12 protein-coding genes are annotated in these 14,644 nt (G+C 74.1%); 9 read left to right on the top strand and 3 right to left on the bottom strand.

Annotation, left to right across the window (positions count from 1 at the left end; all coding sequences use genetic code 11):
• Positions 1-139 precede the first annotated feature (139 nt).
• Genes CP975_RS12030 through CP975_RS12020 form a run of 3 tightly spaced genes read left to right on the top strand, consistent with a single transcriptional unit; the run spans position 140 to position 2,999 of the window.
• Positions 140-448, top strand: a complete 309-nt coding sequence (locus tag CP975_RS12030) for a hypothetical protein (protein ID WP_055535521.1) — start codon at positions 140-142, stop codon at positions 446-448.
• Positions 448-2,739 carry a 4-alpha-glucanotransferase gene (gene malQ / locus CP975_RS12025; protein WP_150476857.1) on the top strand — a complete coding sequence of 764 codons (2,292 nt, stop codon included), beginning with the start codon at positions 448-450 and terminating at the stop codon, positions 2,737-2,739. The genes CP975_RS12030 and malQ overlap by 1 nt, the downstream gene beginning before the upstream one ends.
• Before the next feature lie 20 nt (positions 2,740-2,759).
• On the top strand, positions 2,760-2,999 hold the full coding sequence (locus CP975_RS12020; protein ID WP_030791007.1) for a hypothetical protein: 240 nt from the start codon (positions 2,760-2,762) through the stop codon (positions 2,997-2,999).
• 109 nt (positions 3,000-3,108) lie between these two features.
• On the opposite strand, the gene CP975_RS12015 is transcribed toward CP975_RS12020, so the two are convergent.
• Positions 3,109-3,738 carry a TetR/AcrR family transcriptional regulator gene (locus CP975_RS12015; protein WP_150476856.1) on the bottom strand — a complete coding sequence of 210 codons (630 nt, stop codon included), beginning with the start codon at positions 3,736-3,738 and terminating at the stop codon, positions 3,109-3,111.
• A gap of 99 nt (positions 3,739-3,837) precedes the next feature.
• Between CP975_RS12015 and CP975_RS12010 the strand changes: the two genes are divergently transcribed.
• The 3 genes from CP975_RS12010 (at position 3,838) to CP975_RS12000 (ending at position 7,304) form a co-directional block, all read left to right on the top strand.
• Entirely contained in the window at positions 3,838-5,307 is a 1,470-nt protein-coding gene (locus CP975_RS12010) for an FAD-dependent monooxygenase (protein WP_055536488.1), read from the top strand.
• Positions 5,308-5,430: 123 nt separating this feature from the next.
• Positions 5,431-6,366, top strand: a complete 936-nt coding sequence (locus tag CP975_RS12005; protein WP_150476855.1) for a DMT family transporter — start codon at positions 5,431-5,433, stop codon at positions 6,364-6,366.
• Between the two features lie 29 nt (positions 6,367-6,395).
• On the top strand, positions 6,396-7,304 hold the full coding sequence (locus tag CP975_RS12000; protein ID WP_150476854.1) for a LysR family transcriptional regulator: 909 nt from the start codon (positions 6,396-6,398) through the stop codon (positions 7,302-7,304).
• A gap of 387 nt (positions 7,305-7,691) precedes the next feature.
• Here CP975_RS12000 and pepN read toward each other — a convergent pair whose 3' ends face one another.
• Entirely contained in the window at positions 7,692-10,259 is a 2,568-nt protein-coding gene (gene pepN, locus CP975_RS11995) for an aminopeptidase N (protein ID WP_150476853.1), read from the bottom strand.
• Between the two features lie 290 nt (positions 10,260-10,549).
• Here pepN and CP975_RS11990 point away from each other — a divergent pair, with 290 nt between their 5' ends.
• Together CP975_RS11990 and CP975_RS11985 are read left to right on the top strand one after the other, a co-directional pair.
• Complete coding sequence (locus CP975_RS11990) at positions 10,550-11,791, top strand: flavin-dependent oxidoreductase (protein ID WP_055535118.1); 1,242 nt, start codon at positions 10,550-10,552, stop codon at positions 11,789-11,791.
• 119 nt (positions 11,792-11,910) lie between these two features.
• Positions 11,911-12,420, top strand: a complete 510-nt coding sequence (locus tag CP975_RS11985) for a DUF1203 domain-containing protein (protein ID WP_150476852.1) — start codon at positions 11,911-11,913, stop codon at positions 12,418-12,420.
• On the opposite strand, the gene CP975_RS11980 is transcribed toward CP975_RS11985, so the two are convergent.
• The gene (locus CP975_RS11980; RefSeq protein WP_055535122.1) at positions 12,421-13,311 is read right to left on the bottom strand and encodes a LysR family transcriptional regulator; all 891 of its coding nucleotides are present in this window, start codon (positions 13,309-13,311) and stop codon (positions 12,421-12,423) included. It lies immediately after the preceding gene.
• A 107-nt stretch (positions 13,312-13,418) separates the two neighbouring features.
• Between CP975_RS11980 and CP975_RS11975 the strand changes: the two genes are divergently transcribed.
• A complete protein-coding gene (locus CP975_RS11975) occupies positions 13,419-14,618 on the top strand; it encodes an MFS transporter (protein WP_055535129.1) in 1,200 nt (399 codons plus the stop codon).
• Positions 14,619-14,644 lie beyond the last annotated feature (26 nt).

Genomic DNA, 14,644 nt, shown 5'->3' with positions numbered 1-14,644 from the left:
GCGCGCGGCCCCCCGGGAGAACAACTGCGCCCCGGGCGAACCGATTGTGACCAGGGTCACGTTGAGGCAACCTATACGTCTGCGGCCCCGCGCAGTGGGTAGGGCTGCCGTGACCCGCCCCCTGACAAGGAGCCCCCACGTGGCCGCTTCCGCGAACCTTCTGCTCTCCGCCCTCTCCAAACAGGTCCCCGCCCTCGCCGAGGAGACGCCCGCCCTCTCCGCGCGGGTCCCCGCACCCGTGCGCTACCCCGGACAGGTCTCAAGCCCCGACTCGGGCCTCGACGGCTCCTGCTCCTGCGGCTGCCTGGAGCCGCCCCTGACCAGCGAGCCCCCGCTCGCCGACGCCGCGCCGCTCACCAGCGAGCCGCCCCTCGCCGACGCCGCCCCGCTCACCAGCGAGCCCACCTCCGCCGGTATGGCCTCGGGCCTGGACTCCGCGGGGGTCTGATGGCCCTTTCCCGGCTGGCAGCCTCGTACGGGGTCGCCACCTCCTACTCCCCGTCGCCGGGGCGCACCCTCCCGGCCTCCGACACCGCGGTCGTCGCGGCCCTCGCCGCGCTGGGCGTCGACGCGAGCACCCCCGACGCGGCCCGCGCCGCCCTCGCCGCGCGCGAGGCCCACCTGGCCGAACGCCTGCTGCCCCCCACGGTGGTGGCCTGGACGGACACCCCCCTGTCCGCCGCGGCGCCTCTCGCGGGCCTGCCGCGGGGGACGTGGGTGCGGGTGGAGCTGGAGGGGGGCGGGTCGATCGAGTGGAGAACGCCCCTGTCGCGGGGTGAACGGGTGGGTGGGTGGGAGACCCCGCCGCGGAGCGGCGGAACGACCGAGCGGAAAGAGACCCCGCCGCCGGACGCGGGCCAGAGCCCGGCCGAGCGGAAAGCGGCCCCGCCGCCGGACGCGGGCCCAGGGGAGACCGAGCCGCAACCCCGGGCGGAGCCCCCCACCGGCATCCACAAGATCCTCGTACGCAGCCCCGAGGGCAAAACCGCAGAGGCCCACCTCATCGCCGCCCCCCGCCGGGTCAAGACCCCGGCCCACCGCGGCCACGGCTTCCTCGTCCAGCTCTACTCCCTCCTCTCCCGCCACTCCTGGGGTATGGGCGACCTCGGTGACCTGGCCGAGCTGGCCGCCTGGTCCGGGCACGCCCTGGACGCCGGGTTCATCCAGGTCAACCCCCTGCACGCCGCCGTACCGAGCCCGCCGGGAAGCCCCGGCGGCGACCCCTCCCCGTACCGCCCCTCCTCCCGCCGCTTCCCCGACCCCGTACACCTGCGCATCGAGGCCGTCCCGGAGTTCGCCCATCTGACGGGCGAGGCCCGCGACCGCGTCGAAGCGCTGCGCCGCGATGCCGACCGGCTGCGCGAAGGGGTCCTCCACGAGGGCGAGTTGATCGACCGCGACGCCGTCTGGGCCCTGAAGCGCGAGGCACTCGAACTGCTCCACGAGGTCCCCCTCGGCCCTGGCCGCCGCGCCGCCTACAGCGCCTTCCTCGCCGAACAGGGCCCCGCCCTGGAGGACCACGCCACCTGGTACGCCCTCGCCGAGTCCTACGGCCCCGACTGGAACTCCTGGCCCGCCCCCCTGCGCGACCCGTCCTCGCCCGCGACCGCCCGCGCCCGGCGCGAGCTGATGGACCGCGTCGACTTCCACTGCCGCCTCGCCTGGCTCACCGACACCCAGCTGGCCGCCGCCCAGCGCACCGCCCGCGAGGCGGGCATGGACATCGGCCTGGTGCACGACCTCGCGGTCGGCGTGCACCCCGGTGGCGCCGACGCCTGGGCCCAGCGGCGGCACTTCGCGGCGCGCATGACCGTCGGCGCCCCGCCGGACGCGTTCAACGCGCGCGGCCAGGACTGGGGCCTGCCGCCCTGGCGCCCCGACCGCCTCGCCGAGTCCGGCTACGCCCCCTACCGCGCCCTCGTCCGCGGCCTGCTCCGGCACGCGGGCGCCCTGCGCATCGACCACGTCATGGGCCTGTTCCGCCTCTGGTGGGTCCCCGAGGGCCGCGAGCCGACCGAGGGGACGTACGTCCACTACGACGCCGAGGCCATGCTCGCCGTCCTCGCCCTGGAGGCGCACCGCGCGGACGCCCTCGTCATCGGCGAGGACCTCGGCACCGTGGAGCCCGGCGTGCGCGAGAAGCTGCGCGAGCACGGCGTGCTCGGCACCTCCGTCCTCTGGTTCGAACGGGACTGGGCGGGCACGGGCCGCCCCCTGCCCGCCGCGCACTGGCGCGCGGACTGTGTGGCCACCGCGACCACGCACGACCTGCCGCCGACCGCCGCCCGCCTCACCGGCGAACACGTCCGACTCCGTCACGACCTCGGCCTGTTGACCCGCCCCCTGGCCGAGGAGAGGTCCGCGGCCGCCGCCGACGTACGCGAGTGGCTCGGCCTGCTCTCGCGGCTCGGCATGCTGCCCGGTGGCATGGGCTGCGAGGAGGACGAGATCCGCGCCGTGCACCGCTTCCTGCTCGCCACGCCGGCCCGCATGCTCGGCATCTGGCTCCCGGACACGGTCGGCGACCGCCGCCCGCAGAACCTCCCCGGCACCTGGGACCAGTACCCCAACTGGCGCCTGCCGATCGCCGACGCCACCGGACGCCCCGTCACCCTGGAGGACCTCGCCGCCTCCCCGCGCCTGCACGCGCTCATGGCGGTCTTCCGGCAGGCCGGTGCGCGGACCGGCGAGAAGGGCGACACGGCTCGTACGGCACCCCCGGGCGCGCACCCCGTTTAGGAGTTCGCTACGTTTGCACCGTGGACAAGAAGAACGCTCTGCGCGCCGGCGCCCTGGCCTCCGGCACGACGCTGATGATGCTGCTCATGTCGTCCCCCGCGCTCGCGCTCACGCGCGACGACGGCGACGACCCGGGCCCCGGCCTGAGTGTCATCGACACGCTCGGCCTCTATGTCGCCGCGCCCATCGTGCTGTTCCTGGTGATCGCGGGCCTCGTGATGGTCGGCGACAAGTCCCGCAAGCAGCAGAAGCAGGGCTGACGCGGACTTTCCGCGGCCCCGTCGGCTTCATCCGAGGGCTCGGTTCACTGCCGTACGCACGTCACGCGTATGCGGGTGAACCGAGCCCTCGGCGTGCGTTCGGGAGCCTTCACGGCCGCTCGGCCGTCAGATAGCGCTGGACGGTCGGCGCCAGCCAGCGGGTGATCTCCTCCCGCGTCAGCGCGGCCGACGGCGGGAACCGCAGCACGTACCGGGTCAGCGCGAGGCCCAGCAGCTGTGCGGCGCAGAGCGCGGCACGCGTCGGCGCCTCGGCCGGGTCCGGACAGACCGCCCGCGCGACCGGCAGCACCTGCTCGGCGAACACCTCCCGCATGCGCTCGGCACCCGCCTGATGGGTCATGCCCATGCGGAGCAGCGCGGTGAGCGCGTCCGCGTCCTCCCACATGTCCAGGAAGTGCGCCACGAGCACCCGTCCCACGTCCTCGCGCGCCACCGGCCCGAAATCCGGGATCCGCAGGTCCACCGAGGTGGCGGCCGCGAAGAGGCCCTCCTTGTTGCCGTAGTAGCGCATGACCATCGACGGGTCGATGTTCGCGTCCCTGGCGATGGCGCGGATCGTGGCGCGCTCGTACCCGTCGGTCGCGAACCGCTCGCGGGCCGCCGCGAGGATGCCGGCGCGGGTGGCGTCGGAGCGGCGGGGCGACGAGCCGGACGCGGGGGACGCGGGGGACGGCAGGGGCGCGGTGGACGCGGGGGACGGGAGGGCGTTCTCGGTCATGCCAACAAACGTAGGCCAACACCTGTTGACAGTCCATAGCGGCAGCCCTACGTTTGCCAACAAGCGTTGACCAACAGGCGTTGGCATCAGGAGGCGACCATGAACGGTACGACCGCCGAGTACGACGGCATCACCGAGGGCACGTACGACCGCGGCGTCGTGGTCGTCGGTGCCGGACCCACCGGCCTGCTGCTCGCCGGGGACCTCGCCGCCGCCGGCGTCCCCGTCACCCTCGTCGAGAAGCGGGCGCCCGGCATCAGCAACCTCTCCCGCGCGATGGTCGTGCACGCCCGCACGCTGGAGCAGCTCGACGCGCGGGGTCTCGCCGACGAGCTGGAGGCCAAGGGGGAGCCACTGGACAAGCTCCGCCTGTACGACCGCCTCTCACTCGACCTCGCGGACCTGCCCTCCCGCTTCCGCCACGTGCTCGTGCTGCCGCAGTACGAGGTCGAGCGGGTCCTGGAGCGGCGGGCGGCCGGTGCCGGGGTGCGTTTCGCGTACGAGACCGAGGTCGCGGGGCTCACCCAGGACGCGGACGGCGTGACGCTCGCGGTGCGAGGGCCGGGCGGCGAGCCGGGTACCCTCCGCGCCGCCTACGTCGTCGGCGCGGACGGCCTGCGCAGCGGCGTGCGCGAGGCGGTCGGGCTGCCCTTCCCCGGCAGGTCCGTCATCCGCTCGCTCGTCCTCGCCGACGTCAGGCTCGCGGAGAAGCCCCCGACCCTGCTCACCGTCGACGCCGTCGGTGACGCCTTCGCCTTCATCGCGCCCTTCGCCGACGGCTACTACCGCGTCATCGGCTGGGACCGCACCCGCGACGTCCCCGACAGCGAGCCGCTCGCCCTCGACGAGGTCAAGGACATCGTCCGGCAGGCGCTCGGCCGCGACTTCGGGATGCGTGACGCCCGCTGGATGTCCCGCTTCCACAGCGACGAACGGCAGGTGCCCGCGTACCGCGTGGGCCGGGTCTTCCTGGCCGGGGACGCGGCCCACGTCCACTCCCCGGCGGGCGGTCAGGGCATGAACACGGGTCTCCAGGACGCCGCGAACCTGAGCTGGAAACTGGCGGCCGCCGTCAACGGCCGTGCTCCGCAAGGCCTGTTGGACACGTATCAGACCGAGCGGCACCCGGTCGGCAAGGCGGTCCTGCGCAGCAGCGGCGGGCTCGTCAGGCTCGCGATGGCCAAGCGCCCGTGGACACTGGCCGCGCGGGCGGGGCTCGCCGCCGTCGTGAACCGCGTGGGCCCGGTGCGGAAGAAGGCGGTCGGCCAGATCACCGGAATCGGCTTCGCCTACCCCGCCCCGAGAGGTGCCCACCCCCTGGTGGGGCGCCGGGCCCCCGATGTGGCGCTCAAGGAGGGGCGCCTCTACGAGGCCCTGCGGGCGGGCGAGTTCGTCCTCGTCGCGCCGGACGGTGTGCAGCGTGAGGCGGGACGGGCGGTGGTCGCGCACTGGTCGAGCGACCGGCGTACGACGCTCCTGGTCAGGCCCGACGGGTACGTGGCGTGGGCGGCGGAGGAGGCGGACGCGGCGACGGTGACGGCGGCGCTGGAACGTTCAGCTCAGCTTTAAAGTAACGCCGGAAAGATTCGATGGACGTGATGGGTGAGGGGGTGTCACGGTTGTCCCGCACACGACAGAGATCGCACGGCAGCGACCCCCCGCCGAGCCGGGGAGAGAGTCAAGGGATACCTCGTGACAGTCCTCGACCGGACCCCCACCCCCACCCGCGGCGCGCCGCCCGCCCCGGCGAGCGCCGCCCGGCCCCTCGGCGTCGGGCTCGCCCTCGCGCTCCTCGCCACGGTCGTCTGGTCCGGCAGCTTCGTCACCTCCCGCGCCCTGCACGACGCCGTTCCGCCCGTCCAGCACGCCTTCTGGCGCTGGATCATCGCGATCGCCGCGGTGGCGCCCTTCGCGGCACGGGAGACCTGGCGGCAGCGGAAAGCGCTCCGCGCGCACCTGCGGTTCCTGCTCCTCGCCGCCCTGCTCGGCGTCACCCTCTACAACACCCTGGTGAACCAGGCGGGCATGACGACCACCGCGGGCAACATGGGCATGATCATGGCCGCCTCGCCCGTCCTGATGGCCGTCTGCGAACGCGTCGGCGGCACCCGGCTCGGCGCGCGCCGCGTGACGGGCATGCTCGTCGCCTGCGCGGGCGTCCTGCTCCTGGTCAGCAAGGGCTCCCTCACCATGGACCTCGCGGTCGGTGACCTGTGGGTGATCGCGGCCGCGCTCTCCTTCGGCTCCTACAGCGCACTCCTCAAGCGCAAGCCCGCCGGGATCGGCGGACTCCCCTTCCTCTTCTCGACGTTCGTGCTCGGCGCCCTGATGCTGCTGCCGGTGTTCGTCGTCAGCTACGCGGTGCAGGGCGGCTTCGAGCCGACCGCCGGCACGGTCTCCCCGCTCCTGTACGTGGGTGTGGTCTCGTCGGCGGTCGCCTTCTTCGCCTGGAACAAGGCCGTCTCGATCATCGGCGCCGCCCGTGCCGGAGTCGTCTACTACCTCCAGCCGGTCTGCGTGGCCCTGCTCTCCTTCGCGCTTCTCGGCGAGGCGATGGGATGGTTGCGGGTCCTGTGCATGGGGCTGATCCTCGGCGGGCTCGTGCTCGGCGCGGCCCGCGCGAGGTAGGGGTGCAGGTCACTCGGTACGTTGATGCCATGAGCGAGTGGGACATCAAGAAGCTGACGATCCTGCGTACGTTGAGCGAGCGGGGGACCGTCACGGCGACGGCGGGGGCTTTGCGGATGACGCCGTCGGCCGTGTCGCAGCAGCTGTCCAACCTCGCCAAGCAGCTGGGCGTACCGCTCCTGGAGGCGCACGGCCGCCGGGTGCGGCTGACCGACGCGGCACATCTCGTGCTGCGGCACGCGGAAGCCGTCTTCGCCCAACTGGAGCAGGCGGACGCCGAGTTGGCCGCGTATGCGCAGGGCGAGGCCGGGGAGGTGCGGGTCGGGGCGTTCTCCACCGCCGTGCCCGCGCTCGTCGTGCCGGCGGTGCGGGCCCTGCGGGAGGCGGCGCCCGGCATCCTCGTACGCGTCCGGGAGACCGAGGCGGCGAAGGCGTACGAACTCCTCGCCGCCGGGGAGGTGGACCTCGCCCTGTCCCTCGCGGTGCAGGCGCCCGCCTCGCCCGACGCGGACACGCGCTTCACCAGGGAGTCCCTCGTCGCGGACCCCCTGGACGTGGCGCTGCCCGTCGACCACCCGCTGGCGACGATGGAGGGACTGCGCCTCGCCGACCTGGCGGGGGAGCCGTGGATCTTCGGCGGCAGCGGACCGTGGTCGGAGATCACCCGGGCGGCGTGCGAGGGCGCCGGATTCACGCCCGAGCAGGCGCATTCCGCGTCCGGCTGGACGGCGATCCTCGCGATGGTGGAGGCGGGGATGGGGGTGGCGCTGGTCCCGCGGATGGCGGCGGTACGCCGTGACGGCGTCGTCATGCGAGAACTCACGGCGGACCAGCCTCGGCGGCATGTGGTGGCGGCGGTCCGCAGGGGTGCGGCAGGCGGGGCAGCGGTCTCGCGAGTCCTGGGCGCCCTCCGGGACTCGGTCCCGGGCGGGGCCTGACGGGGCTGGTGAACGGGTGGGTGGGTGGGGGGCCCCGCCGCGAAGCGGCGGGCATACGGGGACGCGCGGCGGGCGACGACGGCGAGACCCCGCCGGGCAGGCGAGACCCCCGCCCGGGCGGGGCCTGACGGGGCTGGCCCGTTGTGTGGGAGACGCGGGGTATACGGGTGGGTGGGTGGGGGTACCCGCCGCGAAGCGGCGGACATGCGGGGACGGCCCGCAGGCGACGACGGCGAGACCCCCGCCGGGCAGGCGGGCCCCCGCCGGGCAGGCGGGCCCCCGCCGGGCAGGCGGGCCCCCGCCGGGCAGGCGGGCCCCCGCCAGGCCGGCGAGGCCCGCCCCGCCCGGCAGGGGGCCCAGACGCCCGCCCCCCGCCCGGCCCGAGGGCTACGCGTCGGCGTCCCGCGCCCGCAGCGCCCGCTCCACGCCCGCCCGCGACTCCGTGATCAGGCGGCGCAGGGCCGCCGACGGGTTCGTCGAGGCGAGCCAGGCGTCCGTGGCGTCCAGCGTGGCCCGGGAGACCTGGAGGGACGGGTAGAGGCCGAGGGCGATCTGCTGGGCCATCTCGTGGGAGCGGGAGTCCCACGCCTCCTTGACCGAGGCGAAGAACTTCTCCGTGTAGGGGGCGAGCAGCTCCCGCTGGTCCGTCTGGACGAAGCCGCCGATCACCGCCTCCTGGACCGCGTTGGGCAGGGTGTCGGACTCGACGACCGAGGCCCACGCCGCGGCCTTGGCCTCCGCGGTCGGCCGCGCCGCCCGCGCCGACGCCGCGTGGCGCTCGCCCGCGGCCGTCCTGTCCCGCTCCAGCTCCGCCGCGATCCCCGCCTCGTCGAGACGCCCCGTCGCCGCCAGTCGGCCCACGAACGCCCAGCGCAGCTCGGTGTCCACGGCCAGGCCCTCGATCGACTCCGAGCCGTCAAGCAGGCGTTCGAGGAGCGAGAGTTCGGCGTCCGTGCGGGCCGTCGCCGCGAAGGCCCGCGCCCACGCCAGCTGGTGGTCGCTGCCCGGCTCGGCCGAGCGGAGGTGGGTGAGGGTCGCCTCCGTCCAGCGGGTCAGCGCCTCCTCGCGGCGGGCCGGCGCCGCGTACAGGTCGAGCGCCAGCTTCACCTGGCGGTGCAGCGACTGCACGACGCCGATGTCGGACTCCTTCCCGATGCCGGACAGGACCAGGGAGAGGTAGTCCCGCGTCGGCAGCTCCGCGTCGCGCGTCATGTCCCAGGCGGAGGCCCAGCACAGGGCGCGCGGCAGCGACGCCTCGAAGTCGCCGATGTGCTCCGTGACGAACGCCAGGGACTCGGTGTCCAGGCGGACCTTCGCGTACGAGAGGTCGTCGTCGTTCAGCAGGATCACCGCCGGGCGGGCCTTGCCCACCAGCGCGTCCACCGCCGTCAGTTCACCGTCGACGTCCAGCTCCACGCGGTCCGTGCGCACCAGCTTGCCGGACGCCTCGTCCAGGTCGTAGAGGCCGATCGCGATCCGGTGCGGCCGCAGCGTCGACTCGCCCTTCGCGCCCGCGGGAAGCGCGGGGGCCTCCTGCTTGACGGCGAAGGACGTGATGACGCCCTTCGTGTCGACGTCCACGACCGGGCGCAGCACGTTGATGCCCGCCGTCTCCAGCCACTTCTTCGACCACGTCTTCAGGTCGCGCCCACTGGTCTCCTCCAGGGCGCCGAGGAGGTCCGACAGGCGCGTGTTGCCGAACGCGTGCGCCTTGAAGTACGCCTGCACGCCCCGGAAGAACTCGTCCATGCCGACGTAGGCGACCAGCTGCTTGAGGACGCTCGCGCCCTTCGCGTACGTGATGCCGTCGAAGTTGACGAGGACGTCGTCCAGGTCGCGGATGTCCGCCATGATCGGGTGCGTGGACGGCAGCTGGTCCTGGCGGTACGCCCACGTCTTCATCGAGTTGGCGAACGTCGTCCAGGAGTGCGGCCAGCGCGAGCCCTCCGCGTACGCCTGGCAGGCGATCGACGTGTACGTCGCGAACGACTCGTTCAGCCAGAGGTCGTTCCACCACTCCATCGTCACCAGGTCGCCGAACCACATGTGGGCCAGCTCGTGGAGGATGGTCTCCGCGCGCGTCTCGTACGCCGCGTCCGTCACCTTCGAACGGAACACGTACTGGTCGCGGATGGTCACCGCGCCCGCGTTCTCCATCGCGCCCGCGTTGAACTCCGGCACGAAGAGCTGGTCGTACTTCGCGAAGGGGTACGCGTAGTCGAACTTCTCCTGGAACCAGTCGAAGCCCTGCCGCGTCACCTCGAAGATCGCGTCCGAGTCGAGGAACTCGGCGAGCGAGGGCCGGCAGTAGATGCCGAGCGGCACCGACTGGCCGTTCGGGCCCTCGTACGAGGAGTGCACCGAGTGGTACGGGCCGACGATCAGGGCCGTGATGTACGAGGAGATGCGCGGCGTCGGCTCGAAGAACCAGACGTCGTCCTTGGGCTCGGGCGTCGGCGAGTTGGAGATGACCGTCCAGCCGCTCGGCGCCTTCACCGTGAACCGGAACGTCGCCTTCAGGTCCGGCTGCTCGAAGCTCGCGAAGACGCGGCGCGCGTCGGGCACCTCGAACTGCGTGTAGAGGTAGGCCTGCTGGTCGACCGGGTCGACGAAGCGGTGCAGGCCCTCACCGGTGTTGGTGTACTCGCAGTCGGCGACGACCTTCAGTTCGTTGGGGCCCGCCGCCAGGTGCCTCAGCGCGATGCGCGAGTCGCGGAACACCGCGGCCACGTCCAGCGCGTGGCCGTTCAGGACGACCTCGTGGACCGCGGGGGCCACCAGGTCGATGAAGGTCTCCGCGCCGCCCTCCGCGGAGTCGAAGCGCACCGTGGTCACGGACCGAAAGGTGCCGCCCTCCTGTGCTCCGGAGAGATCGAGCTCGATCTCGTACGAGTCAACGGTCAGCAGCTTCGCCCTCTGCTGCGCCTCTTCGCGGGTCAGATTGGTGCCGGGCACGCGGTCATCTCCTCGGGTACGACGAGTGGGTCACTTGTGGTGTTTCCGGCCATCCTTCCATGCGGGTTCGCACGCCCGCGCGGGCCATTGTTCTCCCGCTGCCGTGCCGCTACGCTCCGCGCCACCGCCCCGGCCCGGGCAGGCCGCCGACCACGGCCTGCGATCACCTGCCGGGCGCGCGGCCACTGGGCGGCCGACCGGGAACGCCGGGGACGCCGGGACCACAGGGGGATGTGGGAGATGCTGGGGATCGAGGGGCCGGGCCGCGCCGGTCCGGCAGCGCGGCGGCCATGACCGACGTACTGGTGGCGGGCGCCGGCATCGGAGGGCTCACCGCCGCGCTCGGCCTGCACGCGGCGGGCATCGAGGTGCGCGTGGTGGACGCCGTCGACGAGCTGCGGCCGGCAGGGGTCGGCATCAACCTGCTTCCGTACGCCGTACGGGAGTTGACCGATCTCGGGCTCGGCGCCGAGCTGGCCGCGACCGCGGTCGCGCCGGACGCCATGACCCACTTCGACCGGCACGGCAACCGCATCTGGAGCGAGCCGCGCGGCCTCGCGGACGGCCACCACTGGCCGCAGTACTCCCTCCACCGCGGCGCCCTCCAACTGCTCCTCCTCGACGCGGTGCGCGACCGGCTCGGCGACCACGCGGTGCGTACCGGCACCGCCTTCGTCCGCCTCGCCGAGCGCGAGGGCGGCGCACTGCGGGTGATCCTGCGGGACGTGGCGCGCGGCCGGGAGTACGCGGTGCGGGCGCGGGCCCTGGTCGGGGCGGACGGGCTGCACTCGGCGGTGCGGGCCATGCTGCACCCCGGCGAGGGGCCGCCGCGGTGGAACGGCGTCCGGATGTGGCGCGGCGTCGCCGAATGGCATCCCGTGCTCGGCGGGCGGACCGTCGCCATCGCGGGCAGCAACGCCGCCGCCAAACTCGTCGTCTACCCGATCTCGCGGCCCGCCCAGGAGCGGGGCAGGGCGGTGCTCAACTGGGTGGCGGAGGTGCGGTTCCCGCGGGCGCACCACCACGCCATGGCGGGGCCCGCCGACTGGAACCGCTCCGGGCGGCTCTCGGACGTCCTGCCGCACTACGCGGGGTGGCGCGTCGCCGACCTCGACGTCCCCGCGCTGTTCGCCGCCACGCGGCACATCCTGGAGTACCCGATGGTGGACCGGGACCCGCTGGCGTGGTGGGGCCGCGGCCCGGTGACCCTGCTCGGCGACGCGGCGCACCCCATGTACCCCGTGGGGTCCAGCGGCGGCTCCCAGGCGATCCTCGACGCGGGCGTCCTCGCCCGCTGCCTCGCGTACGCCTCGCCGGACCGGGAGGCGGGGCTGCGGGCCTACGAGGAGGTGCGCAGGGAGGCGGCCAACGCGGTGGTCCTCGCCAACCGCGACATGCCGGCCGACCGCGTCCTCCAAGCGGTCGCGGAGCGGGCGCCCGATGGCTTCGAGCGGGTGGAGGACGTCCTGACTCCGCAGGAACTGGGCGCGCTGGACGCGGCGTACCGGCGGACAACTGGCCTGGGGCCTTGAACCGGCTTTGTCACCGGCTCCGCCGAGTTCGTCCTCAAACGCCGGACGGGCTTGAATTCCCCAGTTCGATGTCCGAAATCCGCCAGCTCCACCCCCGCCCCACGCGCGACGCTCGACCCATGACCACCACCGCTTACACCCCCCGCCCCATCACCCCCGACGCCCTCGCCCAGCTCCGTGACGTCGATGACGCGGGGCGGCCCTGCGTTCCGTACGTAGACCCCGAGGGCGGTGACCCGTTGCGGTGCTGTCTGCGGGCCGTCGAGCCCGGGGAGCGTGTCGCCCTCGTGTCGTACGCGCCCTTGCGCCGCTGGGCCGCCGAGAGCGGTGCGCGGCCCGGGGCCTACGACGAGCAGGGGCCCGTCTTCATCCACGCCGACCCCTGCGAAGGGCCGGCCCGGGAGCGTGACGGCTACCCCTACTCCCGGGCCGGGGCCCTGCGGACGGTCCGCCGCTACAACGCCGAGGGGCGCATCGTCGGCGGGCGCCTGCTGGAGATCCCCGCGGAGGAGACGAAGGGCTTCGACGCCGCCTTCGACGAGGCCTTCGCCGACCCGGAGGTCGTCCTCGTGCACGTGCGCGCCGTGGAGTACGGCTGCTTCCACTTCGAGGTGCGCAGGGACGTGTGATCAGGCCTCACCGGTGACGGCACCGGCGGCGGCACCGGACAGCGCCCGTGCGAACTCCCGTACCCGCGCCGTCTCGCCGTCCCGGTGCCACACCATCCCCAGCACCGAGTCCGGCAACCCGTCGACCGGCACGAAGACGACGTCCTTGCGGCCGTGGTACTCCGCTGTCGGACGGCACAGCAGCATCGCGCCCCGGTCCGCCGCCACCAGCGTCAGCCCTTCCTGGAGCGTGCGGACCGCGGGCGCGGGCGTGTCCGAAGGGGCGTGCGCCGTACGCCAGTACGCGGGGGCCGGTCCCGTCGCGGCGATCAGCGGGGTCCCCCTCAGCTCCGCCGCGGCGAGCGAGGCCCGCCCCGCGAAGGCGTGCCGTACCGACACCGCGACGGTCTGCCGCTCGCTGGAGAAGACCGGGCCGAGCACCAGATCCGGCTCGGCGACCGGCAGCAGCACGATCGCCGCGTCCACCTCCCCCTGCCGCACCGCCCCGAACGGGTCGGCGAAGGGGACCTCCACGATCTCCGTCGCACAGCCGGGATGGCGCTCCTGGAAGGCCGCGATCGCCTCCATCAGCCGGGCGTCCGCGGTCCCCTGGAAGCCGATCCGCAGCGTGCCCTCGACGCCCCGCGCCGCCGCCCGTGCCCGCTCGACCGTCGACGTCAACTGCTCGTAGGCGGGACGGAGTTCGGTGAGGAAACTCTCGCCGAGCGGGGTCAGCCGGACCCGGCGGCTCGTACGCTCGACGAGCCGCGCGCCGATCCTGCGCTCCAGGGCGGCGAGCAGCTGGCTGACGCGGCTCTGCGACACGTACAGCCGCTCGCCCGCCCGCCCGAAGTGCAGTTCCTCGGAGAGCGCGAGGAAGCACTCCAGCTCCCGGATCTCAAGCCCGTTCATGTCCGTACGACGCTCCTCCCGGGCCCCTCCCATCGATGAGCCCGGCTCATACAAGGATGAGATCTTCGGCGTTGTTCCCCGCCCGGCCGCGCCACAGGGTGGATGTCATGTCTCAGAGCACCCAACTCCCCACACCCCCGGCGGCGGTGCCCCGGCGGCGGGGCGGTCCCGCCGTCCTCGCCGTGGCGGCCGCGACCTTCTCCGTCGTCACCACCGAGATGCTTCCCGTCGGCCTCCTCACCTCCATCGGCTCGGGCCTGCGCGTCTCGGACGGCATCGCCGGTCTCGCCGTCACCCTGCCCGGCCTCGTCGCGGCGCTCGCCGCCCTGCTGCTGCCCGTCGCCGTGCGCCGCGCGGACCGGCGTACGGTCCTGTGCGTGCTGATGGCGCTGCTCGCCGCGGCCAATCTGGCCTCCGCGCTCGCTCCCGCCTTCGGCGTCCTGCTCGTCGCACGCGTCCTGGTCGGTGTCTGCATCGGTGGCGTGTGGGCCATCGCGGCCGGTCTCGGGGTGCGTCTGGTCCGGGAGGAGGCCGCGGGGCGGGCCACCGCGGTGATCTTCAGCGGGATCGCGGTGGCGTCCGTGCTCGGCGTCCCCGCGGGCACGCTCCTGGGCGAACTGGCGGGCTGGCGCTGGGGCTTCGCGGCCCTCGCCGCGCTCGCCCTGGCTGTCGCGGCGCTGCTCGCCACGGTGCTGCCGAAGCTGCCCGCGCGCGAGGGAGTCCGGCTCGGCGCCTTCGCCGGACTGCTGCGGATCGGGCGGCTGCGGGCCGGGCTGCTCGCCGTCACGCTGCTGGTCACCGGCCACTTCGCCGCGTACACCTACGTACGCCCCGTCCTTGAGCGCGTGCCCGGCATCGGCGCCGGGCTGATCAGCGGACTGCTCCTCGCCTACGGGACGGCCGGCATCGTCGGCAACTTCGCGGGCGGCGCGGTAGCGGCCCGCGATCCCCGCAGGGCGCTGCTCGCCATCTGCGCCGGGCTCGGCACGGTGGTGCTGCTGCTGGTGCCCGCGGGCGGCTCGCTCCTTGCGTCGGCGGCGCTGCTCGTGGCGTGGGGCCTGGCGTACGGCGGGGTGTCGGTCTCCGCCCAGAACTGGGTGATGGCCGCCGCGCCGCACGCCCGCGAGGCGGCGTCGGCGCTCTTCGCCGGGGTGTTCAACGTGGCGATCGCACTTGGCGCGTTCGCGGGCGGCCGGGTCGCGGACAGCCGCGGGGCCGGTGACGCGCTGTGGCTGGGCGGCGCCCTCGCCGGGCTCGCGCTGGTGGCAGTGGCCCGCGCGAAAGGGGCGGCCACCCGCGAAGGGTGACCGCCCCCCGTCGGGACGTGGCCGGG

The organism is Streptomyces alboniger (assembly GCF_008704395.1).
In the GTDB taxonomy this organism is placed as follows: Bacteria; Actinomycetota; Actinomycetes; order Streptomycetales; family Streptomycetaceae; genus Streptomyces; species Streptomyces alboniger.
The sequence above is the reverse complement of the archived record's forward strand: the minus strand, read 5'-3'. Positions and strand labels throughout refer to the sequence as shown.

What these genes read in the sequence shown, in the direction of transcription:
- CP975_RS11990 (WP_055535118.1), top strand. Translation starts at nt 10,550, where the DNA reads ATGACCGACGTACTGGTGGCGGGCGCCGGCATCGGAGGGCTCACCGCC.
- malQ (WP_150476857.1), top strand. Translation starts at nt 448, where the DNA reads ATGGCCCTTTCCCGGCTGGCAGCCTCGTACGGGGTCGCCACCTCCTAC.
- CP975_RS11980 (WP_055535122.1), bottom strand. Translation starts at nt 13,311, where the DNA reads ATGAACGGGCTTGAGATCCGGGAGCTGGAGTGCTTCCTCGCGCTCTCC.
- CP975_RS11975 (WP_055535129.1), top strand. Translation starts at nt 13,419, where the DNA reads ATGTCTCAGAGCACCCAACTCCCCACACCCCCGGCGGCGGTGCCCCGG.
- CP975_RS12010 (WP_055536488.1), top strand. Translation starts at nt 3,838, where the DNA reads ATGAACGGTACGACCGCCGAGTACGACGGCATCACCGAGGGCACGTAC.
- CP975_RS11985 (WP_150476852.1), top strand. Translation starts at nt 11,911, where the DNA reads ATGACCACCACCGCTTACACCCCCCGCCCCATCACCCCCGACGCCCTC.
- CP975_RS12000 (WP_150476854.1), top strand. Translation starts at nt 6,396, where the DNA reads ATGAGCGAGTGGGACATCAAGAAGCTGACGATCCTGCGTACGTTGAGC.
- CP975_RS12015 (WP_150476856.1), bottom strand. Translation starts at nt 3,738, where the DNA reads ATGACCGAGAACGCCCTCCCGTCCCCCGCGTCCACCGCGCCCCTGCCG.